Source organism: Nocardiopsis eucommiae, from assembly GCF_965344335.1.
GTDB lineage: Bacteria > Actinomycetota > Actinomycetes > Streptosporangiales > Streptosporangiaceae > Nocardiopsis > Nocardiopsis eucommiae.
In genome coordinates, this window is record NZ_CBDRIY010000052.1 from 1 (window position 1) to 24,413 (window position 24,413).

Below are 24,413 nucleotides of genomic sequence, written 5' to 3' on the forward strand. Positions count from 1 at the left end.
TCGTTTGGTTCCGAGTTGCTACCTTGCGGCTTTTGCTCGTTTCCTTGAAGCGACTCTCCGAGTTTACATGGCCCGAGCAGTGCTCGAACCGCTGTGTTTCGGAGAGGATGTCTGAGATCGCGACCCGGCTTCGAGTCGACCCTCGCGGGCCGCTCACCGTCTCGCGGCGACCTGGAGAACATTACCCCCCGCCCAGACCCCAGGCAAACCGAACCCCTGTGTCCCCGGTCACCGGCCCCAACCCCCAGGGGGGGTCTCCTCTGCCACTCCTCGCCGCCCAGCGGACTCCACCTTGCCCCGCTTGCCTCGCACGTTGACCCGCGCGCGTACGCGCGCCCGTTCCTCTGGTTCCGTCCGCGGTCTCCCGCCACCCGCCTGCCCCTCCCCCGTTCGTCCCGGGCAGCGGCTCCCATACGGCACTCCCCGCTTCCGTGTCCCCTCGGGAACCATTTCCACTCACCCCATTGAGGAAGTCCGACCCGGGTATTCCTCATCACGATGACAAAGGGAGACGCATATCCGAGGTCCCTCCACTTCCATGACCGACCGTTCCAGACCGACGGCACCCAACATGATCCTTCCATCATTCCCGCACGTCAGAGCCGCACTTCGGGCAGCACCTGCTCCTTTGTCCCGGGTTTCGAGAAAGCGCGGAAAATTCTCGTGGCTCCCTTGTCATCCTGTCGATCCCGATACATGATGTGCAGCGTCACCGAAAGAAATGCTCTGGCTTCGACCCCGCCCACACGGAGAGGGTCAGGCCGGGCCGCGTGCCGGAAGTTCGGGGGAACGGCGGGCGCAACGCGGCCATGCACCCTTGGAAGGACTCGCATGTACTCCCCCTCCCCCGATGACCGTCACAGCGCCGCCAACCCGACCGGTCCCCGCTCCTCCCTCGCATCCGTCTCCTCCGGCACCCTGGACCCCACCCCCGCCTCGAACACCGTGGAGTCCCCCGGGAGTCACACCAGCTGGAAGCGGTTCGCCCTGTTCTGCGTCCCCGCGGGTGCGGCCGTCGGAGGCATCCTCGTCGCCATGGCCAGCGGGGCCCTGGCGGCCTCGTTCAGCATCTCCGGCCAGCAGTTCAAGATCGCGGCGGACGAGATGCACGGTGAGGGCTTCACCCAGTTCGGCTGGGTCAACGCGACCGTCCGCGACCAACCGGTCCCCCTCGCCACGGCCGGGATCAGGTCCGCCGAGATCACCGGGCTGTGCCAGTCGGTCCTGACCACGGAGTTCCCCCTGGTCGGCTCGATCTCCCTCATGTTGACCGCCGGTGACGCTGGCACACCGGTTCAGGCCTCCGACCTGGTCATCGACATGGAGCAGATGGACGGCAACGCCGAGTTCACCAACATGGAGATCGGCCGTGACGCCTCCACCCTCGACAAGGGCCCCGACGGCCTCGGCTCAGGACGCGGCCACACGGACCTGTTCGGCATGCAGTCCGACACCATCCACGTGGAGGGCCTGGAGCAGACCGCGCGGGCCGCCTCCGCCGGAACCTTCAAGCTCCACAACCTCAGCCTCGGAGTCTCCCGAGGGGACGCCGAGTGCTTCTGAGAAGGGGCGGACCCCCGTGGGCGGCGTGGACCAGGTGGCGCAGGCGGCGCCCGTTCCTGGCGGGCCTGCTGATGATCCTGGCCGGGGTCGAGATGGTCCTGGTCACCCGGATCCCCGTGGAGCTGATGCTCCACCTCGGCATCGGTGCCGTCTCCACCCTCGTCTTCAGCGGAATGCTGGTCGTCCTGGGCCTGGTCACCTGGTTCACCCCGAACCAACACGTGATCACCGGCAGCTTCGCCGGGTTCATCGCCCTGGGAGCCCTGATCCTGTCGAACCTCGGCGGCCTCGTCGTCGGCACCCTGCTGGCGCTGGTCGGGGGCGGTATGGCCTTCGCGTGGCGTCCCGTCGCACGACCGCCCCGGCGACGGCGCGGTCGTCGCCGTAGGCACCACGGAGGACAGGAACCCCCGTCGGGGTCGGAGCCGAGCCCGACCCCCGATCCCGACCCACGTCCCGCCGAGGCCGGAGCCGGAGTCGCGGCCCCCGGCCCAGGCTCGGACCGCCCTCCCGACCCGGCTCCGCGCCCGGGGCGGGGTCCCGACCCCACGGCCTCCTGACCGGCCCGCCCGTCCGCGAGACACCGAACAGGGCGTCAGCGAAGCCCAGGACCGCCACCGATCCCCCCGGGGCGAGTGGGCACCACACCCCTGCCCATCCCCGTCCACCCGTCCCGGGTCCCCCGTCCGGCAAGTGACGTCCACCTACTCGGCGCGTGCACACCCCCCGTCGCGCCGGGCGTCCCTCCCCCGAGTCGCCCGGCCACCCCACCCAAGGAGTACTCATGTCGGTTCCGCGACCGAGATCCCGCACCCGCTCCTGCCTGGCCGTCGCCGCCGTCGCGGCGCTCGTCCTCAGCTGGGGCGGCCCCGCCCTCGCCGAGCAGCAGGGCCCGACCACCGTCGAGCCCGCGGGCGCCGCCTTCACCGCCGAACTCGTCGGATCGGCCGTCTTCACCGCCGGGGACGTCACGATCACCTGTGACGTGTCCGCGACCGCCCCCGGCAACGGCAACAACCTGGTTCCCGACGCTCCGGACAACCACGACCCGGACGGCGCGGTCGGCGGCCCCATCAACGCCCCGAACTTCACGGACTGCACGACCGACGTGGTTCTCGTGAACGCGACCGTCACCGTGAACGATCCCGTCTGGCAGATGACGATGCAGCACGGTTCGCCCTCCCTCGCCACCATGATCGTTCCGGCGGCGGGGATCGTGGTGAACACGTCCGGTCTGGCCACCTGCACCGCCACGGTCAGCCCCGACGCGGACGCGCCGATCGAGGGTGAGTGGACCAACGGCGACCCGGCTTCGACGTTGGCCTTCGACACCACGACCGCCGTCGACGTGGAGGGGGGCTTCGGCTGCCCCAGCGTCAGCGAGGCCGGATTCACCGCCACCTACGCGGTGACCAACGCGGACGACTCCGCGAGCCCCATCACCGTGAGCGGCTGATCCTGCGGGGCCGTACCGCACGGTCCCCGCGCCGCGTCGTTCCTCCGGTCGGTCCCGGGGCCGGCCACCCCTCACCAGGGGCGGCTCCCCGGGGCTTCCCCTCACCACCGGGCGGCCTCGCCCGCCGGGGTCCCCCGCTCCGCGAGGTCGCCCGTCCCCCCGCCGTGTCCGCGACCGACGAACGGGGCCGGGCCACGCGTGCCTCACGCTGGCCCGGCCGTCCCCTCGGACCGTTCCCCCGGCCGTGTCGACTTCTCGACTCCTCGATTCGGCGACTCCTCGACTCCCCCACGGCAAGGCACCCCGGCGCCGCCGCACCACGACGCCACGGCATCAACGTCTCACCCCAGCGACATGAGACCCGACCACATTTCCGGTCACCGCCGCTCCCCCACCGACCGCGCCAGGGCCCGGCGACCGGCGACCGGCGACCGGCGACCGGCGAACCCACTCTCCGGTGACAACTACGCACCAGTAGTCACTCACCTGACGACGGAGAAAGTCCGTGGCCTCCTCGCCTACGGTCGCAGTACTCCGTGGAGTCACGAGGCGAAGGCTCCCCGGAGGGCGCGGACCGCTTCGCCCGTCCCCGTACCCCCTCGGAGACCTCATGGCGTCCCCAGCCAGCAGTGCGCCCACCCCACCGGAACGGCCCACCCCGTCGACCGGGTCGATTCCGCCCGATCCGTCGGATCCCGGGACGACGGCTCCGCCACCCCCTCCCTCGACCTCGTCGAAGCTCCGACACACGCTGGAGGTCGCGCGGGTCCTGGTGCGGGCCGGGGTCCTCTCCCCCGGGCGTCCGGACAGAATCGTCCGCCAGCTCCGCGCTTTGCGGACCTGGGGAGCCACCATCGCGGGAGGTTACGCCGCGGCCGGTGAACGCGTGCCCGACCAGGTGTCGTTGATCGACGAGTCCGGAAGCACGACCTTCGGAGAGATGAACCTGCTCGGGCGCGCGCTCGCCCGGGACCTCCACGGCCTCGGCGTCGGTCAGGACACCCGTGTGGGCATCCTGTGTCGCAACCACGGCGGGCTGGTCCAGGCCGCCATCGCCTGCGGTCGCCTCGGTGCCGACGCCGTCCTCCTGAACACCGGGCTGGCCGCGGGTCCCCTGGCCGACGTGGTCAGTCGCAACGAGGTGTCGCTGCTGATCGCGGACGCCGAGTTCGAGGAGCTGTACCGTGACCTGCCTCCGGAGATCCCCCGGGTGACGGCCTGGGGCGAACCGAGCGTTCCGGGGCCTCGGATACCCGTCAAGGGGCCGGGGTCCACGGGGCCCACCGGCTCGACCGGGTCGCCAACGCAATCCGCGCGCTCCGGTCGGCCGGGACCAACGAATCCCCTGGTCGCCGGGGCGCCGAAACAAGGCGACCGGAGGGGCCGGGTCGACTCGCCCGGCTCAACCGGCCGGGCCGACCAGCACGAGCAGGCGGATCCACCGCCACCCGAGCGTCCCGGCAGGCTGATCGTGCTCACCTCGGGGACGACCGGAACTCCGAAGGGGGCGCGTCGGCCCACACCGAAGGGACCCCAGGACGCCGCCTCCGTCCTGTCGCGGATCCCGTTGAACTCCAGGGACCGCATCCTCGTCTCGGCTCCGGTCTTCCACACCTGGGGGCTGGCCGGGGTCCAGCTGGGCATGTCGATGCGGGCGACGTTGGTGATGCGGCGGTTGTTCGAGCCGGAGGACGTACTGCGGACGGTCCAGGAACAGCGGTGCACGGTGTTGTTCGCGGTGCCGGTCATGCTGCGGAGGATCATGGACCTGCCCCGGTCGACCCGGGACCGGTACGACACCTCGACTCTGCGGATCGTGGCGTGCAGCGGGTCGGCGATGAGCCCGCAGTTGATCAGTGACTTCATGGACGCCTTCGGGGACGTGGTCTACAACCTGTACGGGTCGACCGAGGTGTCGTGGGCGACGATCGCGACCCCGGAGGACCTCAGGTTGGCCCCGACCACCGCGGGTCGGCCTCCCCTCGGAACGAGGATCGCCGTGCTGGACGAGCAGGGCGAGGAGGTACCGCGGGGAAGCAGGGGCGCCATCCACGTCGGCAACGAAATGCTCTTCGACGGATACACCAACGGAAACACCAAACGAATCGCGGACGGGCTGATGGAGACCGGTGACCGCGGCTACGTGGACGCCCACGGGTTGCTGCACGTGGCCGGGCGGAACGACGACATGATCGTGTCGGGTGGTGAGAACGTCTTCCCGAGGCCGGTGGAGGAGGCGATCGTGACGATGCCGTCGGTGCGCGAGGTGGTGGTGACCGGCGTCCCGGACGAGGAGTTCGGCCAACGTTTCGCCGCCTACGTGGTGCCGTACGAGGGGCAGACCGTGGATCCGTACGACCTGCGCATGCACGTCCGTGAGGCCCTGGGCCGGTTCTCGGTGCCGCGTGACGTGGTGGTGCTGGCGGAGCTGCCGCGCAACGCCACGGGGAAGGTGGTCAAGCGGCGGCTGCCGAGCAGTACTCCGGGCCAGGCGGAGGAGTGACGCCGCGGGGTTCGGGCGTCGGCGGCGCGGGCCGCTGACGGGGCGGGCCACTGGCACCTGAGCATCGGGGCCGTGGTCACCCCCTCGGCTCCTCGCGCAGGCGCTTGGTGCCCGTTGCGCACGCATGGTCCCCCGTGTCCCATTTTTGCTTGCGCGCAAGGCAATTGTGGGCTTTGACATCGGGTGCGTGGTTACTACGATGTGGAACGATGCCCGACCGATCCCCCGCCCCGACGGGCGACTTCGAACTCCCGGCAGTCGACGAGCAGATGTGCTTCGCGCTGTACGCGGCCTCGCGTGCCGTCACGAACCTCTACCGCCCACTGCTGGATCCGCTCGGCCTGACCTACCCCCAGTACCTCGTGATGATGCTCCTGTGGGAACGCGGGGAGTGCGCGGTCAAGGAGATCGGCGCGGTGCTGCAACTCGACTACGGCACCCTCACGCCGCTGCTCAAACGCCTGGAGACCAACGGCCTCCTGTTCCGGGAACGCGACCCCGCCGACGAACGCTCGGTGCTGGTCACCGCCACGGGTGCGGGGACCGAGCTGCGGGCCCGCGCCAGGGGCATCCCGGAGGCCATCGGACGGGTCATCGACCTGCCCCCCGAGGAGTTCGAGGCGACCAGACTCGCGCTGCGCAGACTGACCGCCCACGTGCTCGCGGGCGAGGCCCGCGTCGAGGATCCCTAGTCGACCCCCTTCGGGGAGCGGCCGGGAGGACGGGCACCACGGGGGTCGTGCCCGTCCTCCCACGGTCCGAGGGGAAAGCGTGCGGACGGGCCGGAAAGCCCGTCCGCACCGGCTTTCCGGCCTCTTCGGGTTACCGTTGCACCATGGCGATCTGGGCTTCAGACAACCGTAACGGCCACGTCCGCGAGGCCCTGACCCTCCTGCTCTCGCAAGGGGTGATCGACGACTTCCGGATCAGCCCCGAGGACGAGTTCCCGTTCAGGATCCAGGTTCCCGCCGGAATCGTCCCGATGACCGAGCACCAGGCGGCGCACTTCGCCCTGGGGGCCGTGACGGCGCACTTCGGCCACCTGGCCCGGGACTCCGAGGGGACGGGGACCGGATTCTGACCTCTCAACGGTCCCACGTGCCGCACCGCGAGGTCCGCCCGCCGCGAGGTCGGCCCTCGCGGCGGCGACCGCCCTCACCGACTCAGCAACCTCCCGGGGTGAGGTCCCAGTGGTCGGGAGACGACTCGGTCAGCGAGGTCCGCACGGCGGTGTTCCAGAGACCGAGCGGGTCCCCGGAGCCCAGCGCGTAGGCCCGGCCCTGACGGTGTTCGGCCCGGCCCTGGGCGACGTGGTCGTAGTTGCTCGCGGTCACGCACGCTCCCGAGGGCCCCTCGGTCGGCTCCTCCGTGGGGGTCTCCGTCGGCTCTCCGCCGCTGATCCCCCCGACACCCCAGAACCGCGCGGTGTACCCGGTGGAGCAGACCGTGTCCAGGAAGTGCGCCCCCGCCGTGCCGCAGCCCGACGCCGGATCGACCGGGGTTCCGTGCCCCATCCCGGCCACGGAGAAGGACGCGACCGCCGCGTCGGCGGATCCACCACCGCCGTAGTACTCGGCGGTGGTGGATCCGGGCAGACCCTCAGCGCCGTCCGGGGAGCTGGGCAGCCCCCACACGTTCACCCACTGGGCCACGCCGGCCCGCCCGTTGGCCGGAACCACGGTGTGGTCCGCGGTCCCGTGCCAGACCGCCACCCGGGGCGGGTCGGCACCGTCCGGCAGCTTGGCGCGGACCCGGTCGCCCCACTCCTGCGGGGTCAGGGTTCTGCCCGGGTTCATACAGGTGAAGGCGTCGAGCGTGCCGCTGGCGCAGCCCACCGGGACACCGGCGACGATGCTGCCGCCAGCGAAGAGATCGGGGTAGGCGGCGAGGAGCTCGGCCGTCATCGCCCCGCCGGCCGAAAGACCGGAGACGAAGACGCGCCCGGCGTCCAGACCGTGTCGGGCCATGGCGTGCTCGGCCATCGAGGCCACCGAACGGACCTCTCCCGAGCCGCGGGCCACGTCAGCGGGCTCGAACCAGTTGAAGCAACGGTTGGCGTTGTTGGCGGTCCGCTGCTCCGCGTAGACGAGGGCGAGACCGGACTCCTCGGCCTGCGCGGCCCAGCCGGAGTTGCGGTGGTAGGTCGCGGCGTCCTGGGTGCAACCGTGCAACAGGACGACCAGGGGAGCCCCCTGGGGGAGGTCGTCGGGGACGTACTCGTACATGGAGAGCGCGCCGGGGTTGGTGCCGAAGGCGGGCACCGGGGAGAGTTCGGCGGCCGAGGCCCGCGGTGCGGCCACGACCAGCACCGCCACCGCCATCAGGAGCACGGTGACCACGGAGAGGACGGGTACCGCGTGCCGGAGGAGGCCCGGCCGGGGGCGGGACGACACGGAGGCGCCGGGTGACGCGGGCGCGACGGAGACGGCGGGGGAGTGGTGAACGGGGGGAGGGGAGGAGTGGGAGGAGTGCATGGTGCGGCTCCGGGGGACGAACGGCGAGCGGGACGATCGGCGACCGTGTGGTTCGGTCGCGTCGGTGCCCGCAAGCCTAGAATCGATGTGATCCAAGCGACATGTGGACGAGACGCCGATCACAGGCCGCCGACGCGTGGGAAGCCCACAGCCCCCGAGCGCACATGGGCCCAACCCACATGGACGTCCAACGGGGTGTGTCTCCGGTCCCCGTCCCCCGGTTCACGAGCCGCACCTAGTTTGCTGGCATGACGACGCACGAGTTCCCGTCCGAACCCTCCCTCCGTCCCCCTTCGGAGCCGGGTGCTCCTCCCGCTCCCCAGACCACGCGGTTCCCCCTCACCGGGAGGACGGCCCTGGTGACCGGCGCCGCCAGTGGAATCGGTCGCGCGTGCGCCCTGCGTCTGTCCGCCTCCGGTGCCGCCGTCCGGATGGTCGACGTCGACGGTCCCGCCCTGGCCGAGCTCGCTGAACAGGGTGTGGGAGAGCCGGTCGAGCTGGATCTGACGGATCTGGACGCCGCCGAGGAGGCCGCCCGGGGGGCGGACATCGTGGTGAACAACGCCGGGGTCCAGACGGTCGCCGCCGTCCAGGACTTCCCTCCCGAGCGTTTCTCCCTCATCCTTCGACTCATGGTCGAGTCGCCGTTCCGCCTGGTGCGCGGGGCCCTGCCGCACATGTACGAGCGCGGGTGGGGCCGGATCGTCAACATCTCCTCGGTGCACGGGCTGCGCGCCTCCGCCTACAAGTCCGCGTACGTGGCGGCCAAGCACGGGCTGGAGGGATTCTCGAAGGTGGTCGCCCTGGAAGGTGCCCCACACGGTGTGACCTCCAACTGTGTGAACCCCGGCTACGTGCGGACCGCGCTGGTGGAGAAGCAGATCGCGGACCAGGCCGAGGCCCACGGCATCCCCGAGGAGCAGGTGATCTCGGAGGTCCTGCTGGCCCGTACCCCGGTGAAGCGGCTGATCGAACCCTCGGAGGTGGCCGAGATGGTCGCCTACCTGTGCTCCGACGACGCGTCGTTCGTCAACGGGGCGTCCCTGCCCATCGACGGAGCCTGGAGCTCGAGCTGAACACCACCCCTGACCCTCAGGCCGGTTCCCGCGAGAGATCGGGGGCCGAGCAGCAGGCGCTCTTCCTGGAGCTGTTGCTGCGAGACGCCCCGGCCGTGGAGTACGAGCGTCCGGTGCTCCGTGCGCGCTCGGACGGTTCGGGTGCGGAGACGGTCGCCGCGCTGGAGAACGCCAAGCTGGCGGCGCTGCGGGTACGGGCGGTGCTGCGGGACCGGCAGCGGCGCGAGTCGGAACTGAGCGCGCTGTTCGAGACCGCCAACGACCTCGCCGGGATGCGCAGCCTCGACCAGGTGCTCCGGGCGATCGTGGAGCGGGCACGGCACCTGCTCGGAACGGACGTCGCCTACCTGACGCTGAGCGACCCGGAGGCGGGCGACACCTACATGCGGGTGACGTCGGGGTCGGTCTCGGCGGCCTTCCAGCGGCTCCGGCTGGCCCCGGGAAAGGGGCTGGGTGGCCTGGTGGCCAGCACGTCGCTGCCGTACGTGACCGCCAACTACTTCGCGGACCCCCGGTTCGAGCACGCCGAGAACATCGACACCGCCGTGCGGGAGGAGGGCCTGGTCGCGATCCTCGGAGTGCCGCTGCGGATGAACGGGCGTCGGGTCGGGGTGCTGTTCGCCGCCAACCGCCGGGAGCGGCCGTTCGCCCACTCGGAGGTGGCGCTGTTGTCGTCGCTGGCCACACACGCCGCGATCGCGATCGACAACGCCAACCTCATCGACGACACCCGGCGGGCCCTGGACGAGCTGCACACCGTGAACGAGCGCCTGCAGCGGCACACGGCGTCGGTGGAGAGGTCGGCGGCGGCGCACGACAGGTTCACCGACCTCGTACTGGGTGGGGGAGGGGTGCGGGAGGTCGCCTCGGCCGTCGCGGAGGTCCTGGGCGGCACGGTGTGCGTTCACGACCGCACCTCGGACGAGGTGGTGACGGCGTCCCCGGAGGGTGTGACCAGCGTGACCGCTCCCGGAACGATCGGCGGGTCGGTGGGCTCGGGCGGGAACCCGCGGCCCTCCGATCGCTCCCCGGTCCTCCCCGCCGACCGGGACTCCGCCCACCCTTCCCCACAGCCCTTCCGGCACCCGGGCACCGACCACGTACCTGGTGAGGGCTCCGGGCCCGAGGAGGGCGTGGATCTGACCGGGGCTGCACGTTCCTCCCTGGCCAGCGGCCGGGCCGTGTCGGTCGGGGGCACGTGGGTCGCGGCCGCGGCGGCCGGGGCCGAGCCCCTGGGCACCCTCGTCCTGCGCGGGGTGGAGCTGGACGACACCGACCAGAGGGTGCTGGAACGGGCGGCCATGGTGACCGCGCTGCTCCTGCTCATCCGCCGCTCGGTGAGCGAGACCGAGCACCGGGTGCGCGGCGACCTGCTCAACGAACTCCTGGAGGTGCCCGCGCGCGATCCGGTGTCCCTGCGCCAGCGGGCGGCGCTGCTCCACGCGGACCTGGACACCCCGCACGTGCTGGTGGTGGCGGAGGCCCCGGGGGGAGACCCGCAGCGGTTGCGTTCGGCGGCGGCCTTCGCCGCCGAGACGGTCGGCGGACTCGCGGCCTCGCGGGGCGGCAGACTGGTGCTGGCGCTGCCCGGCTCCGACCCGGCGGAGGTCGGCGGACGGGTGTCGGCGGAGCTGTCCGCCGCCGCCAACGGCCCGGTGACGACCGGGTCGGCCGGGCCCACCCGGGGCCCGGAGACCTTCCGGGACGCGTTCACCGAAGCGGTGCGGTGCGTCCAGACCCTGCGCGCCCTCGGCCGGAACGGAGACGCCGCCACCTCTGACGACCTCGGGTTCTCCGGCCTGCTGCTGAGCCAGGACCGGGACGTGCCCGGATTCGTGACGGCGGCACTGGGACCGCTCCTGGAGTACGACGCCAAGCGGGGCACCCTGCTGGTGGAGACCCTGCGCGCCTACTTCGCGGCCGGGGGCAACCTGTCCCGGGCCAAGGACGACCTGCACATCCACGTGAACACCGTGGCGCAGCGTCTGGAGCGGATCGGTCACCTGATCGGCGCGGACTGGCAGCTCCCCGACCGTGCGCTGGAACTACAGCTCGCCCTGCACCTGCACGGTCTGCTCGACCAGGGCGTGGACCTGCTCGGCGACCGGGACCACACCTGACGGGACCGCACCGTCGACGGGACCCGCGTCTGGGGGCCTCCAGGTGAGGCCCGGTGCGGTCCGGGCGGCCCGGCCGGGTACCGGTGTGCCGACGTTCCCGGGTCCACGGCACCCCGGGGGGTTGACCTCAACATTGGTTGAGGGAGTGGAGTGGTCTCCGGGTCCCGTCGAGGAGACCCCCGGGCCCCGGGGTCCGGCGCCCACCCACAGGGGAGACACGATGACCCAGCCCACGACGTCCCAGCCGATCCTGGTCACCGGAGCCACCGGCAACACCGGCCGACACGTGGTGGCGGGACTGCTCGCCGAGGGGGTGCCGGTCCGTGCGCTGACCCGGGATCCGGAGCGGGCTCGGTTTCCCGAAGGCGTCGAGGTGGTCGCGGGGGACGTCACCGTCCCGGCGGACGTGACGCGGGCGGCGAGGGGCGCGGGCGCCGCCTACCTGGTGTGGCCGGGAACCGATGCGGCCGCGAAGGGGGCGGCGGAGGTGGTCGAGGCCCTGGGCGCCGAGGTCGGCAGGGTGGTCTACCTCTCGGCCGCCGGCGCCGAGGAGACCGGAGGCGTGTGGGGCGGTGTGGAGCGCGCCGTGCGGAGATCCGCCCGCGCGTGGACCTTCCTGCGGGTCACCGGGCTCGCGACGAACGCGCTGGCCTGGTCCGACAAGGTGCACCGGGGAGTGGTGCGGGCCCCGTTCGGCGCGGCCTCCCGCTCCCTGGTGCACGAACGGGACGTGGCCGCGATGGCGGTGCGGGCGCTGGTGGACGACGGGCACGCGGGTCGGGCGTACCTGGTCACCGGGCCCGAGGTGGTCAGCCAGACCGACCAGGTGCGGGTGCTCGGGGAGGAGGTCGGGATCCCCGCGCGGTGGGAGGAGCAGCCGCTGGACGAGGCCCTCGTGGAGCTGTCACTGGAGGTGGGGGTGGAGTTCGCCCACCAGATCATCGAGCACTGGACCGTCAACGTCGACATCCCCGAGGAGGTGTCCGAGGACGTCGCGCGGGTGCTCGGCCGTCCCGCCCTGAGCTTCCGGGAGTGGGCCCGCGACCACGTCGCCGACTTCACCCCGGACCGAGCCGAACCCTGACGATGATCAGGTCCGGAGAGCACTCGCGCGGCCCGATCCCGAGACCGGTCAGGTCCGGAGGCCGGTCAGGTCCGGAGGCCGGTCAGGTTCCCGAAACCGGCCAGACCGAGGTGGGTCCGACCTCGGGCACTGACCAGGGGGCGTGGCGGGGGAGCGGTCGGCTCCGGGTGCGAGGGGGCGCCCGGAGCCGAGGGGGTCAGCAGGGCCCCTGGTCGGACCAGGCGCCCCACTCCCCGCCCAGGTCCGGCGGGAAGCCCTGGATCCACCACCGCGCCTCGTAGACGCGCCCCTCGTAGTGGACCCGGTCGCCCTCGTCGTAGATCGTGCCCGCGTCCCAGGCGGAACCGGAGCAGGAGCCCCCGGGTGCGGCCTGGTCACCGTCCTCCCCGGACCCACCCTCGGCGGTGCCGCCGTCCTCCGCGTCCTCCGTCTCCTCCTCGACCACCTCGGGGCCGGTGGAGACCGTGAGGGTGACGGCGCCGTCCTCGGGCAGGATCGTGCCCGGTTCGGGGTCCTGGCCGCTGACCGCGCCCTCCGCGACGGACTCGCTCGGCGCCTCCACCACGGACACGGTCAGACCGAGCCCGCCCAGCGCCTCGGTGGCCTCCGCCTGCGCCATCCCCACCAGCGTGGGAACGATGACCCCCTCGCTGACGTGCAGGGTCACCTCCTCCTCCCGGTCGCCGTCCTCCCCGACCTCGGGAACCGAGGACAGGACGGTGCCCGGCGTCTCCTCGGCGGAGTGCTCCTGCACGACCTCGACCTCGGTGAACCCGGCCTCGCGCAGCAGCGTGCGGGCGTCGTTCTCGGTACCGCCCACGACGTCCGGCACCTCCACGTGCCGCGGCCCGACGGACAGCGACAGCAGGATCGCCTCGCCGCCCTCCAGCTCCGTGCCGGCCGTCGGTTCGGTCGCGGCCACCTCACCCGGGTCGACGTCCTCGCTGTAGGCGTCCTCGTAGGCGAAGGTGAGCTCCATGTCCAGGGCGGCCAGCTCCACCTCCGCCATCTCCGGGGAGAACCCGGTGAGATCGGGGAGTTCGGCGGCGTCTCCCGGCACGAGGGCCCATCCCGCGACGCACAGCGCCAGCACCACGGCCCCGGCTCCGACCAGGACGGGCAGTCGCCGCCAGGGAGGAGTGCCCTCGGCCCGCGCCGGAGAGCCTCCGGCGGCGAGGGCCTCGGCGTCCACCACCGGGATCGGCTGGGTGACGTCGCCGCCCTCGGTCCGGGGTCGGGGCAGCGACCTCAGCACCTGCTCGACCAGGGTGAGGTACTGACCGGCGTCGCGCGGCCGGTAGCGGGGGTTGGGTTCCGTGGCGTTGGAGACCAGCATGTCCAGGTCCGGCGGCAGTCCGGGGACGGTGGCCGAGGGCCGCAGCGGTTCCCCCTCCTCGACCCGGAGGTCACCGGTCAGCAGGGTGTGCAGGAGCGCGCCCACGGCGCGCACGTCCGTGCGCGGGGTCAGGTCCTCGGTTCCCAGCAGCCGGAACCCGGTGACCGTGACCCGGTTGTCGGCGGCCAGGACCACGTCGTCCGGGGCGAGGCCGCCGTGCACCAGACCCTCGTCGTGTGCCGTCCGGAGCGCTTCCAGGACGTCGGCCACGATGGTCAGGGCCGTGTGCGGGCCGTAGCGCAGTCCCTGGTCGCCCCCGCCGAGGACCTCTCCGAGGGGCTCTCCCCGCGTGGACGCGGTGACCACGTACACGTGGTCGCCGTCCCTGCCGTCTCCGAGCACCCGCACGAGACCGGGGGACCGGAGTCCGGCCAGGGTCTGGGCCCGTCCCAGGAAGGCGTGGACGGCGGCGGGGTCCGCGACCAGGTCCGGGGCGAGGAGGGTGACGGTGACGGGCTCGTCCGCCACCGTGTCGTGTCCGTCATGGACCGACACCGAGCCGTCACCACCGACACGCGCGCCCACGAGGACGCGTCCGTGCAGCGTGGAACCGGTGGGTGGGGAGGGGGTGGGGGACTCCATGAGTCGGATTGTACGGCGCCGAAACCGCACGGACCCTCCCCCAACGTGCCGGATACGGACAGAAGCACCCGGACCGGGCGCGCGGTGTCAGGTGTCCGAATCCCCGGTCTCCCGAGGCCAGGCCGCGCGTCCGACCCACGGAGTAGAGTCGGCCGGACACCCCTCCTCCCTCCTGTGAGGCCCCATGAACACCCTTGGCGACGACCCCGACCGGGACGGCCTGGACGATCGGGCCGCCGGGGCCCTGCTCGGGGCCGCGTGCGGTGACGCGCTCGGTGTGCCCTACGAGTTCGCCGCCCGGCTGTCCGAGCGGGAGGTTCCCGCGATGGTCGGCGGCGGCCTGGGGCCCTACGCCCCCGGGGAGTACTCGGACGACACCCAGATGGCGGTGTGCCTCGCGGAGGCGCTCCGGGACCACGACGATCCCCGTTCCGGAGCGGCCCTGGACCAGACCGCCCGCGCCTTCCTCTCCTGGCGTCGCGAGGGCGCCACGGACATCGGCGCGCAGACCGCCCGGGTCCTCGGTGACACCGAACGGGCCCTGGCCGCCGACAGCACGGGGCGGACCGGCGCCGCCGAGGAGATGATCCGGCTGTCCGCGCGGATGTTCGGCGCGGGGGAGCGGTGCGCGGGCAACGGATCGCTGATGCGTGCCGCCCCGTTGGCCCTGGCCCATCTCCGCGACCGCGACCAGCTGGCCGAGACCGCGCGTGTGTACAGCCTGCTCACCCACGGCGACCCGCTCGCCGCCGAGGCGTGCGTGCTGTGGTGCGAGGCGATCCGGCGGGCCGTGGTGTGGGGGTCCGACGAGGGGCCGCGCTCCGGGCTCGACCTACTGGAGCCGCACGCCCGCGACGCCTGGGCCGGGTACCTGGCCGAGGCCGAGGGCGCCCCGCCGCACGCGTTCTCGCCCAACGGGTTCGTGGTGCGCGCGCTCCAGGCGGCGTGGTCGGCCATCGTGCACACCCCCGTGGAAGCCGGGGACCCGGACCGGTACGCGGCCCCGGTGTGGGCGGCGGTGCGCGCGGGGGACGACACCGACACCGTGGCGTCGATCGCCGGTGCCCTGGTCGGCGCCCGGTGGGGTCGCTCCGCCGTTCCGGAGGAGTACGTGGCGGCGGTGCACGGCTGGCCGGGCTATCGGGCGGACGGGCTCACGCGGCTGACTGGGGAGATCGTGCGGCGGCACGGGGGCTAGGTCGGGCGTCCGTTGGCGAACACGCGGCGGACGTGCGGCATCATGGTGGCGCACGAGAGCGGGAACGTGAATCGGTACGGGAACGGGGAGCGGCCATGGCGGAGCGAATCGACTGGGTGCCTGCGCACGATCACCCGGAGCTGACGGCCGATCCGGTGCGCGGGGCCATCGCGCCCTTCGACGGTTCGGTGCGGGCCGCGGCGATCGACCCCGAGCTGGCGGACACCGCCGAGTTCTGCGAGGCCTACGGGCTGTCCCTGGAGACCAGCGCGAACTGCGTGGTGCTGTCCGCGAAGCGGGGCGGCGAGGTGACGTACGCGGCGTGCATGGTGCTGGCCACGGATCGGGCCGACGTCAACGGGGTGCTGCGCAGACACCTGGGGGCGCGGAAGGCGTCCTTCGCGCCGATGGACCAGGCGACCGGGCTGACCGGGATGGAGTACGGAGGGATCACACCGTTCGGGCTGCCCTCGGGGTGGCCGGTCCTGGTCGACAAGCGGGTGTACGACACCCCGTGGGTGGTGGTGGGCAGCGGCCTGCGCCGCTCGAAGCTGCGTGTTCCCGGCCCGCTGCTGGCCGAGCTGCCGGGTGCCGAAGTGCTGTCGCTGACCCGCTAGGGGAAGGGACTCCGCACGACCGGGACCCGCCGCGCATCGATTTGTCGACAAATCCACGAGTGGTTAAGGCGGGTTTCGGAACGGGGACGACTCCGGCACTAAGCACCTGGTCTGGGGACATGCCCGTTTCCGAGGAGGGCCTGTCCGGAAGTGGCCGGCCCCGCCCGGGCGGGGCCGGACGCCGCCCCCCGACCGTCCGCCACCCGCTTCCTAGGAGGCGGGGTAGCGCAGGCGGTACCACTGGGGCGAGGTGCGGTTCATGGGGAAGCCGAGCCCCCTCCGGGGGGCGTCCTCCACGTCGAGGAGCTCCCACCCCGGGAACGCCTCCAGGACCTCGGACCGGGACACCCCGCCCACCATCCTCCGGAAGATGGACGGACCGAACTCCAGCATGATCAGGGACGCCCCCGGCGCGGCCAGCGCCGTCACGCCGCGCCCCTGCGCGGCCCGCTGTTGGGCGTCGAAGCCCTGGAAGCAGCCGATGTCGACGAACAGGTCGAAGCGCCCCAGGTCGGGGGAGAGGTCGGTGGCGTCACCGACCCGGTAGCTCACCTCCGCGGGCCCCTGGAGACGAGCCGCCTCGACGGCGGCGGGGACCAGGTCGACACCGGTGACGTCCCACCCCTGGGCGGCCAGCTCCGGGGTGAACCGCCCCCGGCCGCACCCGATGTCCAACGCCCGGCCCGGACCGCCGCGTTCCTCGGCCTCGCGGTCGAGGAAGGAACGGAACCGCACCATGGCCACGGGTCCGTAGCGCTCCCACGGGGTGAGGCCGAGACGGTACATCCGCGCGTAGTTGGTCATGGCTCCACGGTAATCCCGGGCACCGGGGGTGGCCAGGCGCCTCGGGTGATGGCGGGGAAATCGCAGGTGGGGCGTTGCCCGGCTGGTCAGGGCCTATTTACTGACCGATCGGTCTGTAATACTGTTCGCTCAGGCCCACACCGAGGAGAGGACCGTCACGTGTCCGAAGTACTGGAGAGCTACGCACAGGGATCGTGGTTCACCCCCGCGGACGAGGGTGCCCCCCTGGCCGACGCGAACACCGGCGAGACCGTCGCGCGGATCTCGACGCGGGGTCCCGACGTCGCCGCGATGGTCGAGTACGCACGTGAGGTCGGCGGCCCCGCGCTGCGCCAGCTCACCTTCCACCAGCGGGCGAACATCCTCAAGGAACTCGCCAAGCACCTGATGGGGTACAAGGACGAGTTCTACGCCCTCTCCCACCGCACCGGGGCCACCAAGCGCGACACCATGGTGGACGTCGACGGCGGTTTCGGCACGCTCTTCAGCTTCTCCAGCAAGGGCCGCCGCGAACTCCCCAACGCGACGGTCATCCTGGACGGCCCCCTCGAACCTCTGGGCCGGGGCGGCACCTTCGTCGCCCAGCACGTGTACACGTCGCGGCCGGGCGTCGCGGTGCAGATCAACGCCTTCAACTTCCCGGTCTGGGGCATGCTGGAGAAGCTCGCCCCGGCCTTCCTCGCGGGCCTTCCGAGCATCGTCAAGCCCGCCGGTCAGACCGCGTACCTGACCGTCGCGGTCGTCCGGCGGATGGTCGAGTCGGGTCTGCTGCCCGAGGGATCCCTCCAGCTCCTGGTCGGCAGCCACCGGGGCCTGCTCGACGCCCTCGGCCCCCAGGACATCGTGGGCTTCACCGGCTCGGCGGCCACCGGCGCCCTGCTCCGGGAGCACCCCAACGTGGTCCGGGGCGGCGTCCAGCTCAACGTCGAGGCCGACTCGCTGAACTGCTCGATCCTCGGCCCCGACGTGGGCGTGGACGACCCCGAGTTCGACCTGTACGTCAAGCAGGTCGTGACGGAGATGACCGTCAAGGCGGGTCAGAAGTGCACCGCGATCCGCCGGGTGATCGTGCCCGCAGGGATGGCCGACGCCGTCACCGAGGCCCTGACCGCCCGCCTGTCCAAGGTCGTGGTGGGTGCCGCCGACCACCCCGACGCCCGCATGGGCGCTCTGGTCTCGCTCGCCCAGCGTGAGGAGGTCCGCAAGGCCGTCCGGACCCTGCGCGCCTCCAGCGAGCTCGTGTTCGGTGACCCCGAGCGGGTCGAGGTGACCGGCGCGGACGACGGCACCGGCGCGTTCATGTCACCGATCCTGCTGCGTGCCGCCCCGGGCGCGAAGGAGCCCCACGACGTCGAGGCGTTCGGGCCGGTCAGCACGATCATCACCTACGGCTCGGTCGCCGAGGCCGTGGAACTGGCCGCGCGTGGCCAGGGCAGCCTGGTGGGTTCGCTGGTCACCCATGACGAGGACGTGGCCCGCGAGGTCGTCCTGGGCGTCGCCCCCTGGCACGGCCGGCTCCTGGTGCTCGACCGGGACGACGCCAAGGAGTCGACCGGCCACGGTTCCCCCATGCCGGTCCTGGTGCACGGCGGGCCCGGCCGCGCGGGCGGCGGCGAGGAGATGGGCGGTGTGCGCGGCGTCAAGCACCACATGCAGCGCACGGCCGTCCAGGGCTCCCCGGACATGCTCACCGCGATCACCGGCCACTGGACCACCGGTTCGCGCCGCGCCGTCGGTGCGACGCACCCCTTCCGCAAGAACCTGGCCGAACTGCGGATCGGTGACACCATCGAGTCGGCGGAGCGTGCGGTCACCCGCGCCGACATCGACCACTTCGCCGAGTTCACCGGCGACACCTTCTACGCGCACACCGACGAGGAGGCGGCCGCCGCGAACCCGTTGTTCGGCGGGATCGTGGCGCACGGATACCTGGTGGTCTCGCTGGCCGCGGGGCTGTTCGTGGACCCGGCCCCGGGCCCGGTCCTCGCCAACTTCGGCGTCGACAACCTGCGCTTCCTCACCCCGGTGAAGGAGGACGCGGTGATCCGGGTGACGCTGACCGCCAAGCAGATCACCCCCCGCACCAACGCCGAGTACGGCGAGGTCCGCTGGGACGCCCTCGTCACCGACCAGGACGGCGAGCCCGTCGCCACCTACGACGTCCTCACCCTGGTGGCCAAGGGCGAGGAGTAGGCGGGGCCCACCGGTGCGCGTCTCGCTCCGTCGTCCCGTCGACGGGACGACGGAGCGACGTCTGCCCGCGTCCACCGAGCGGGTCCGGTTCCGGGGCCCCGCGCCAACGAGTCCGGACCCAAGGCATAACCCGTGTTTATGTTCACGAGAGGCGCGCCTTCCTAAGGTGAGTGGGGTGTGGACACCGAGGTTCCCGACACGGACAGGGAGGCGACATGGGACGCATCACCGTCGACGCCGAGAACAGTGATCCGGTCGAGCTGTACTACGAGGACCAGGGGAGCGGCCAGCCGGTCGTCCTCATCCACGGGTACCCGCTCGACGGACGCTCCTGGGAACGGCAGACCGCCGTCCTGCTGGACTCCGGGTACCGGGTGATCGCCTACGACCGCCGGGGGTTCGGACAGTCGTCGCACCCCGCCGACGGGTACGACTACGACACCTTCGCGGCGGACCTCAGGACCGTCCTGGAGACCCTGGACCTCCACGACGCGGTGCTCGTCGGATTCTCGATGGGCACGGGGGAGGTCGCGCGCTACCTGGGTTCCTACGGTTCCGACCGGGTCGCGAAGGCGGCCTTCCTGGGATCGCTCCAGCCCTTCCTGCTCCAGACCGAGGGCAACCCCGGCGGGGCCGCCCCGCGCGAGTTCTTCGAGGACATCGTCGCCCAGGTCAGAGCCGACCGCTACGCCTACTTCACCGCGTTCCTGGAGGGCTTCTTCAACCTGGACGAGACCCTGGGGGACCGCATCAGCGAGGAGGCCGTGCACAACAGCTGGAACAGCGCCGCGCACTCCGGACCGGTGGCGTCGGCCGCCTGCCCGCTGACCTGGATCACCGACTTCCGCGAGGACGTGCCGAGGATCGACGTGCCCGCGCTGATCGTGCACGGGACCGGTGACCGCATCCTTCCGGTGGAGGCCACGGGGCGCCGGTTCGCGGAGCTGCTGCCCTCGGCCGAGTACGTGGAGATCGAGGGGGCACCGCACGGTCTGCTGTGGACCCACGCGGACGAGGTCAACGAGGTCCTGCTGCGTTTCCTGGCTGCCTGACGTGGGAGAACGTGACCGGAGCGCCCGTCCGCGACGCACCACCAAGCTGCGTGTGACCGAGGACTTCGACGCACCGCCGGAACGGGTGTTCGCCCTCACCCTCAGCGAGGAGGGCTTCGTGGACGCGATGCCCCCGGGCGTGGAGGTGCTGAGCTGGCCCGAGCGGTTCGGTGAGGGAGAGGTCCTGGACCTGCGCTGGGGTGTGGCCGGGGTCCATCCCGTGCGCTGGGTCGCGGTCGTCGACGCCTACGAGGAGGGCCGTTCCTTCAGCGACCTCCAGGTGCGCGGCCCGTTCCGCTACTGGCGGCACACCCACACGGTGGAGCCGCACGGCGCGGGCACGCGCCACACCGATCTGGTGGAGTTCGGCACCGGCCTCGGTCCGGCGGGCGACCTCGCGGCCGCGATCGCCATCCGCGGGGCCTTCGGACCCAGGCTGAAGCGTATGCGCGCCGCCCTGGAGGGGCGGACGTGAGAAAGCGCCCCGGAGGTGCCGACTCCTCCGGGGCGCTGGTCCTTGGGTCTACAGGCGGGCGATCGCCCTCGCCGGATCCTCCATGGCGTCGGCGACGACGCGCATGAACCCGGCGGCCGCGCCGCCGTCACAGACCCGGTGGTCGAAGGCGAACGACAGCTGCGTGACGCTGCGGACCGTCAACTCTCCGTCGACCACCCAGGGCCGGTCGATGATCCGGCCGAGACCGAGGATCGCCACCTGCGGGTGGTTGATGATCGCCGCGCTGCCGTCCACGCGGAGCGCACCGTAGTTGTTCAGTGTGAACGTGCCGCCGGTGAGCTGCGCGGGGGTGGCCCGACCTTCGCGGGCCAGTCGGGTGAGCTCCCTGATCTCGGCGTCCAGCTCGGTGGTGGTGAGCCCGTGGGCGCCCATCACCGCCGGGGCGACCAGGCCCCGGTCGGTCTGGACCGCCAAGCCGAGGTTGACTCCGTCGTACTGGACGAGTTCCTCGCGTTCGGTGTCCACCCGCCCGTTGAGCTCCGGGTACGCGCGCAGGCCCGCGAGGACGAACCGGGCCACGTAGGCGAGCAGCCCGGGGCCGTCGGGGTCGGACCGGCGCAACCGCACCAGTTCGGTGGCGTCCACGTCGACCCACACGGTGGCCTCGGGGATCTCGGACCGGCTGCGCGAGAGCGCGTCCGCCACAGCCCTGCGGAAGGTGCCCATCGGGACCCGTCGGGACTCGGTGAGGCCGGTGCGGGAGTCGACGGAGCCCGGGGCGACCGGCACCGGGGCGGTGACCGGCGCGGCCTGGGAGGGGACCGCGATCGGGGCGGACGGGGCCGGAGCGGTGTTGGCACCGGCCGCCTCGATCGCGGAGCGTACGTCGCGGCGGGTGATGAGGCCACCCGGGCCGCTGCCCTGGACGTCGGCCACGCGCAACCCGGCCTCGCGGGCGAGCTGACGGACCAGGGGCGAGGTCACCAGCGGCACCCGGCGCGCCGGGGCCGCCTGGATGGGTGTCACCGAGGCGACCGGGGTGGAGGGCCGGGCCGACTCCGAGACCGCGGACGCGACCGGAGCGGGCGGCCGAGCGGCCTCCGAAGGGCGCTGGCGCGGTCGGCGGCGGCGACCGGTGCCGGTGGACTCCGGCGTGCCGTAGCCGATCAGGACGTTGCCCGAGCCCGCGCGCTCCTCCTCCCGGTAGCGCTCACCGGCGTCGTCCGCGGGCGCGGACGCCGTCTCGGGCGCCTCGGGGACCGGGACCGCCGCCGTCTCCGGTGACGCCTCCGCCCCTCTCACGCTGATCAGCGGCTTCCCGACCGCCAGGACCTCACCCTCCCGTCCGTGCAGGACGGTGACCGTCCCGGCGAACGGTGAGGGGACCTCGACGATGGACTTGGCGGTCTCCACCTCGACGACGGGCTGGTCGAGGGTGACGGTGTCGCCCACGGCGACCAGCCACCTCACGACCTCGGCCTCGGTGAGTCCCTCCCCGAGGTCGGGAAGGTCGAACGTACGGGTCGTCACTGGTCCTCCCACTGAAGGTCGTCGACAGCGTCCAGGATCCGGTCCACGCTGGGCAGCTGGAAGCGCTCCAGCTTGGGCGGGGGGAAGGGGATGTCGAAGCCGGTCACCCGGCGGACCGGGGCGGCCAGCGAGTGGAAGCAGCGCTCGGTGACGCGGGCGACGATCTCCGAGGCGACGCTGGCGTACCCGCTGGCCTCGGCCACCACCACGGCGCGCCCGGTGGAGCGGACGGCAGCGCACACGGTCTCGTCGTCGAAGGGGACGATCGAGCGCACGTCCACGACCTGGAGGCTGCGGCCCTCCTGGGCGGCGGCCTCGGCGGCCTCCATCGCGGTGGACACGGCGGGACCGTAGGCGATCAGGGTGGCGTCGGTCCCCTCGCGGCGGACCACCGCCCGACCGATCCCGGGGGTGGGGCGGTCGACGTCGACCTCGTCCTTGGCCCAGTAGAGCTTCTTGGGCTCCATGAAGACCACGGGGTCGGGGGACGCGATCGCCTCGCGCAGCAGGTGGTAGGCGTCCGCGGGGGTGGCCGGGGTGACGACCTTCAGGCCCGGGGTGTGCGCGTAGTAGGCCTCGGAGGAGTCACAGTGGTGCTCCACCCCGCCGATGCCTCCGGCGTAGGGGACGCGGATGACGATGGGCAGGCCGACCCGTCCCCGGGTGCGGTTGCGCATCTTGGCGACGTGGCTGACGATCTGCTCGAAGGCCGGGTAGGCGAAGGCGTCGAACTGCATCTCGACCACCGGGCGCATGCCGTTCATCGCCATGCCCACGGCCATCCCGACGATCCCGGACTCCGCGAGCGGGGTGTCGAAGCAGCGGTCCTCACCGAACTCGGCGGTCAGCCCGTCCGTGATGCGGAAGACACCGCCGAGGGGGCCGACGTCCTCGCCGAAGACGTACACGGAGGGATCCTCCGCGAGGGAGTCGCGCAGCGCCCGGTTGAGCGCCTGCGCCATGGAGAGCTTCTCGGTCGCCATGCTCAGTGGCCCTCTCTGCTCAGTTCGTCGGCCAGGAAGGCGGCCTGCTCGGTCAGCTGCGGGGTGGGGTCCGCGAACACGTGCGCGAACAGGTCGGCGGTGTCGGGTTCGACGTCCTGGTTGACGCCCTCGCGCATGTGGGCGGCGACCGCCTCGGCCCTCTCCGTGATCTCCGCCCGCCGGGCCTTGGTGAGCACCCTCTTCTTCTTGAGGAAGGCCTCCATGCGCAGGAGCGGGTCGCGGGCCACCCAGGGGTCGACCTCGTCCTCGCTGCGGTAGCGGCTGGCGTCGTCGGCGTTGGTGTGCGCCTGCATCCGGTAGGTGTGCGCCTCGACCAGCTGCGGGCCGCCGCCGGAACGGGCGGTCGCGACGGCGCGGTCAAGGACGGCGAGGACGGCCGCGACGTCGTTGCCGTCCACGCGTTCGCCGTTGACGCCGTAGCCGACGCCCTTGTGCGCGAGGGAGGGCGCGGCGCTCTGCCGGGCCAGGGGGACGGAGATCGCGTACTCGTTGTTCTGCACGAAGAACACGACCGGCGCCCTGAAGACGGCCGCGAAGTTCAGCGCCTCGTGGAAGTCGCCCTCACTGGTGGCTCCGTCGCCGCACAGCGCCATGACCACGGTCTTCTCGCCGCGCAGGCGCGCCGCGTGGGCGACGCCGACGGCGTGCAGGAGCTGGGTGGCGAGCGGGGTGGCCTGGGGGGCGACGTGGTGGGCGTAGGGGTCGTAGCCCGCGTGCCAGTCGCCCTTGAGGAGGGTGAGGACCTCGACGGGGTCCACGCCGCGCGCGATGACGGCGGCGGTGTCACGGTACGTGGGGAAGAGCCAGTCGCCGTCGGCCAGCGCGAGCGCGGCGCCGGTCTGGCAGGCCTCCTGACCGTGGGAGGAGGGGTAGACGGCGAGGCGGCCCTGGCGGACGAGGGCGCTGGCCTGGTCGTTGACGCGGCGGCCGATCACCAGGGAGGTGTAGGCCTCCAGGAGGCGCTGGGTGTCGGGCATCCGCAGGTCGGCGCCGCCGACCGGGACCCCGGACTCGTCGAGCAGTTGGACCGGCTGCTCGGAGGGGAGTAGGCCCGGGTGTCCAGCCATGCTGCAACCTCCTGGTGCGCGCGGGATTCGCGAAAGATCTGTACAGGGACATGGTGCTGTTCACGACCATCTGTTCGCTACAAACCGGGAGGAATCGAGAAAATGTCGCGAAAGTTCCCATACTTCGCGTCAGTCCGTCCACGAATGTGACCCAGGACACCGGGCCTGGTGGACATGTGGCCCACGCCTCACGGCCTGGTGACCCTCACCGCGTGAACGCCCCGGGCCATCGCCGGG

General features: G+C 72.3%; 20 protein-coding genes. 14 read left to right on the plus strand and 6 right to left on the minus strand.

Translation table 11 applies throughout. The annotated features are described in order from the left end of the window. Nucleotides 1-831: 831 nt before the first annotated feature. From ACRWK8_RS24275 to ACRWK8_RS24300, 6 genes are all read left to right on the plus strand, one after another. Nucleotides 832-1,563, plus strand: coding sequence for a DUF6230 family protein (locus ACRWK8_RS24275; RefSeq protein WP_431872970.1), 732 nt, complete (start codon nucleotides 832-834; stop codon nucleotides 1,561-1,563). Between the two features lie 71 nt (nucleotides 1,564-1,634). After that, nucleotides 1,635-2,123 carry a DUF6114 domain-containing protein gene (locus tag ACRWK8_RS24280; protein WP_431872986.1) on the plus strand — a complete coding sequence of 163 codons (489 nt, stop codon included), beginning with the start codon at nucleotides 1,635-1,637 and terminating at the stop codon, nucleotides 2,121-2,123. Nucleotides 2,124-2,347: 224 nt separating this feature from the next. Then, nucleotides 2,348-3,019 carry a hypothetical protein gene (locus ACRWK8_RS24285; RefSeq protein ID WP_431872971.1) on the plus strand — a complete coding sequence of 224 codons (672 nt, stop codon included), beginning with the start codon at nucleotides 2,348-2,350 and terminating at the stop codon, nucleotides 3,017-3,019. 673 nt (nucleotides 3,020-3,692) lie between these two features. Continuing rightward, nucleotides 3,693-5,522, plus strand: coding sequence for an AMP-binding protein (locus tag ACRWK8_RS24290; RefSeq protein WP_431872987.1), 1,830 nt, complete (start codon nucleotides 3,693-3,695; stop codon nucleotides 5,520-5,522). Nucleotides 5,523-5,731: 209 nt separating this feature from the next. Further along, a complete protein-coding gene (locus ACRWK8_RS24295) occupies nucleotides 5,732-6,214 on the plus strand; it encodes a MarR family winged helix-turn-helix transcriptional regulator (protein WP_378747101.1) in 483 nt (160 codons plus the stop codon). Nucleotides 6,215-6,357: 143 nt separating this feature from the next. Next, nucleotides 6,358-6,603 carry a hypothetical protein gene (locus ACRWK8_RS24300; protein WP_378747100.1) on the plus strand — a complete coding sequence of 82 codons (246 nt, stop codon included), beginning with the start codon at nucleotides 6,358-6,360 and terminating at the stop codon, nucleotides 6,601-6,603. Between the two features lie 82 nt (nucleotides 6,604-6,685). On the opposite strand, the gene ACRWK8_RS24305 is transcribed toward ACRWK8_RS24300, so the two are convergent. Continuing rightward, nucleotides 6,686-7,996 carry an extracellular catalytic domain type 1 short-chain-length polyhydroxyalkanoate depolymerase gene (locus ACRWK8_RS24305; protein WP_431872972.1) on the minus strand — a complete coding sequence of 437 codons (1,311 nt, stop codon included), beginning with the start codon at nucleotides 7,994-7,996 and terminating at the stop codon, nucleotides 6,686-6,688. A 248-nt stretch (nucleotides 7,997-8,244) separates the two neighbouring features. Between ACRWK8_RS24305 and ACRWK8_RS24310 the strand changes: the two genes are divergently transcribed. The 3 genes from ACRWK8_RS24310 to ACRWK8_RS24320 all read left to right on the plus strand — a co-directional run bounded on the left by ACRWK8_RS24310 (nucleotide 8,245) and on the right by ACRWK8_RS24320 (nucleotide 12,276). Then, entirely contained in the window at nucleotides 8,245-9,072 is an 828-nt protein-coding gene (locus ACRWK8_RS24310) for a 3-hydroxybutyrate dehydrogenase (RefSeq protein ID WP_431872973.1), read from the plus strand. Continuing rightward, nucleotides 9,057-11,192, plus strand: a complete 2,136-nt coding sequence (locus tag ACRWK8_RS24315; RefSeq protein ID WP_431872988.1) for a helix-turn-helix domain-containing protein — start codon at nucleotides 9,057-9,059, stop codon at nucleotides 11,190-11,192. The genes ACRWK8_RS24310 and ACRWK8_RS24315 overlap by 16 nt, the downstream gene beginning before the upstream one ends. Before the next feature lie 220 nt (nucleotides 11,193-11,412). Continuing rightward, nucleotides 11,413-12,276 carry an SDR family oxidoreductase gene (locus tag ACRWK8_RS24320; RefSeq protein WP_431872974.1) on the plus strand — a complete coding sequence of 288 codons (864 nt, stop codon included), beginning with the start codon at nucleotides 11,413-11,415 and terminating at the stop codon, nucleotides 12,274-12,276. Between the two features lie 196 nt (nucleotides 12,277-12,472). Here ACRWK8_RS24320 and ACRWK8_RS24325 read toward each other — a convergent pair whose 3' ends face one another. Further along, a complete protein-coding gene (locus ACRWK8_RS24325) occupies nucleotides 12,473-14,254 on the minus strand; it encodes a PASTA domain-containing protein (protein WP_431872975.1) in 1,782 nt (593 codons plus the stop codon). 184 nt (nucleotides 14,255-14,438) lie between these two features. Here ACRWK8_RS24325 and ACRWK8_RS24330 point away from each other — a divergent pair, with 184 nt between their 5' ends. Both ACRWK8_RS24330 and ACRWK8_RS24335 read left to right on the plus strand, forming a co-directional pair. Continuing rightward, on the plus strand, nucleotides 14,439-15,452 hold the full coding sequence (locus ACRWK8_RS24330; protein ID WP_431872976.1) for an ADP-ribosylglycohydrolase family protein: 1,014 nt from the start codon (nucleotides 14,439-14,441) through the stop codon (nucleotides 15,450-15,452). A gap of 95 nt (nucleotides 15,453-15,547) precedes the next feature. Next, complete coding sequence (locus tag ACRWK8_RS24335) at nucleotides 15,548-16,069, plus strand: YbaK/EbsC family protein (RefSeq protein ID WP_431872977.1); 522 nt, start codon at nucleotides 15,548-15,550, stop codon at nucleotides 16,067-16,069. Between the two features lie 210 nt (nucleotides 16,070-16,279). On the opposite strand, the gene ACRWK8_RS24340 is transcribed toward ACRWK8_RS24335, so the two are convergent. Next, nucleotides 16,280-16,873, minus strand: a complete 594-nt coding sequence (locus tag ACRWK8_RS24340) for a class I SAM-dependent methyltransferase (RefSeq protein ID WP_378747092.1) — start codon at nucleotides 16,871-16,873, stop codon at nucleotides 16,280-16,282. 159 nt (nucleotides 16,874-17,032) lie between these two features. Between ACRWK8_RS24340 and paaZ the strand changes: the two genes are divergently transcribed. From paaZ to ACRWK8_RS24355, 3 genes are all read left to right on the plus strand, one after another. Further along, nucleotides 17,033-19,066: a phenylacetic acid degradation bifunctional protein PaaZ gene (paaZ, locus tag ACRWK8_RS24345; protein WP_431872978.1), complete on the plus strand. Its 2,034-nt coding sequence runs from the start codon at nucleotides 17,033-17,035 to the stop codon at nucleotides 19,064-19,066. 215 nt (nucleotides 19,067-19,281) lie between these two features. Next, nucleotides 19,282-20,118: an alpha/beta fold hydrolase gene (locus ACRWK8_RS24350; protein ID WP_378747090.1), complete on the plus strand. Its 837-nt coding sequence runs from the start codon at nucleotides 19,282-19,284 to the stop codon at nucleotides 20,116-20,118. Between the two features lies 1 nt (nucleotide 20,119). Further along, nucleotides 20,120-20,593, plus strand: a complete 474-nt coding sequence (locus tag ACRWK8_RS24355) for an SRPBCC family protein (protein ID WP_378747089.1) — start codon at nucleotides 20,120-20,122, stop codon at nucleotides 20,591-20,593. 48 nt (nucleotides 20,594-20,641) lie between these two features. Here the strand turns inward: ACRWK8_RS24355 and ACRWK8_RS24360 are convergent, their stop codons facing one another. From ACRWK8_RS24360 to pdhA, 3 genes are read right to left on the minus strand one after another with little or no spacing between them, the layout of a single operon-like run. Beyond that, entirely contained in the window at nucleotides 20,642-22,105 is a 1,464-nt protein-coding gene (locus ACRWK8_RS24360; protein ID WP_431872979.1) for a dihydrolipoamide acetyltransferase family protein, read from the minus strand. After that, entirely contained in the window at nucleotides 22,102-23,088 is a 987-nt protein-coding gene (locus tag ACRWK8_RS24365) for an alpha-ketoacid dehydrogenase subunit beta (RefSeq protein ID WP_378747087.1), read from the minus strand. Before ACRWK8_RS24365 ends, ACRWK8_RS24360 begins: the two co-directional genes overlap by 4 nt. A gap of 2 nt (nucleotides 23,089-23,090) precedes the next feature. Then, nucleotides 23,091-24,176 (minus strand): pyruvate dehydrogenase (acetyl-transferring) E1 component subunit alpha, encoded by a 1,086-nt coding sequence (gene pdhA / locus ACRWK8_RS24370; RefSeq protein WP_378747086.1) that lies wholly within the window; start codon nucleotides 24,174-24,176, stop codon nucleotides 23,091-23,093. Nucleotides 24,177-24,413: the final 237 nt, after the last annotated feature.

Coding starts and splice junctions, on each gene's coding strand:
- ACRWK8_RS24275 (WP_431872970.1), top strand. CDS start 832: ATGTACTCCCCCTCCCCCGATGACCGTCACAGCGCCGCCAACCCGACC.
- ACRWK8_RS24280 (WP_431872986.1), top strand. CDS start 1,635: ATGATCCTGGCCGGGGTCGAGATGGTCCTGGTCACCCGGATCCCCGTG.
- ACRWK8_RS24285 (WP_431872971.1), top strand. CDS start 2,348: ATGTCGGTTCCGCGACCGAGATCCCGCACCCGCTCCTGCCTGGCCGTC.
- ACRWK8_RS24295 (WP_378747101.1), top strand. CDS start 5,732: ATGCCCGACCGATCCCCCGCCCCGACGGGCGACTTCGAACTCCCGGCA.
- ACRWK8_RS24300 (WP_378747100.1), top strand. CDS start 6,358: ATGGCGATCTGGGCTTCAGACAACCGTAACGGCCACGTCCGCGAGGCC.
- ACRWK8_RS24305 (WP_431872972.1), bottom strand. CDS start 7,996: ATGCACTCCTCCCACTCCTCCCCTCCCCCCGTTCACCACTCCCCCGCC.
- ACRWK8_RS24310 (WP_431872973.1), top strand. CDS start 8,245: ATGACGACGCACGAGTTCCCGTCCGAACCCTCCCTCCGTCCCCCTTCG.
- ACRWK8_RS24320 (WP_431872974.1), top strand. CDS start 11,413: ATGACCCAGCCCACGACGTCCCAGCCGATCCTGGTCACCGGAGCCACC.
- ACRWK8_RS24325 (WP_431872975.1), bottom strand. CDS start 14,254: ATGGAGTCCCCCACCCCCTCCCCACCCACCGGTTCCACGCTGCACGGA.
- ACRWK8_RS24330 (WP_431872976.1), top strand. CDS start 14,439: ATGAACACCCTTGGCGACGACCCCGACCGGGACGGCCTGGACGATCGG.
- ACRWK8_RS24335 (WP_431872977.1), top strand. CDS start 15,548: ATGGCGGAGCGAATCGACTGGGTGCCTGCGCACGATCACCCGGAGCTG.
- ACRWK8_RS24340 (WP_378747092.1), bottom strand. CDS start 16,873: ATGACCAACTACGCGCGGATGTACCGTCTCGGCCTCACCCCGTGGGAG.
- ACRWK8_RS24350 (WP_378747090.1), top strand. CDS start 19,282: ATGGGACGCATCACCGTCGACGCCGAGAACAGTGATCCGGTCGAGCTG.
- ACRWK8_RS24365 (WP_378747087.1), bottom strand. CDS start 23,088: ATGGCGACCGAGAAGCTCTCCATGGCGCAGGCGCTCAACCGGGCGCTG.
- pdhA (WP_378747086.1), bottom strand. CDS start 24,176: ATGGCTGGACACCCGGGCCTACTCCCCTCCGAGCAGCCGGTCCAACTG.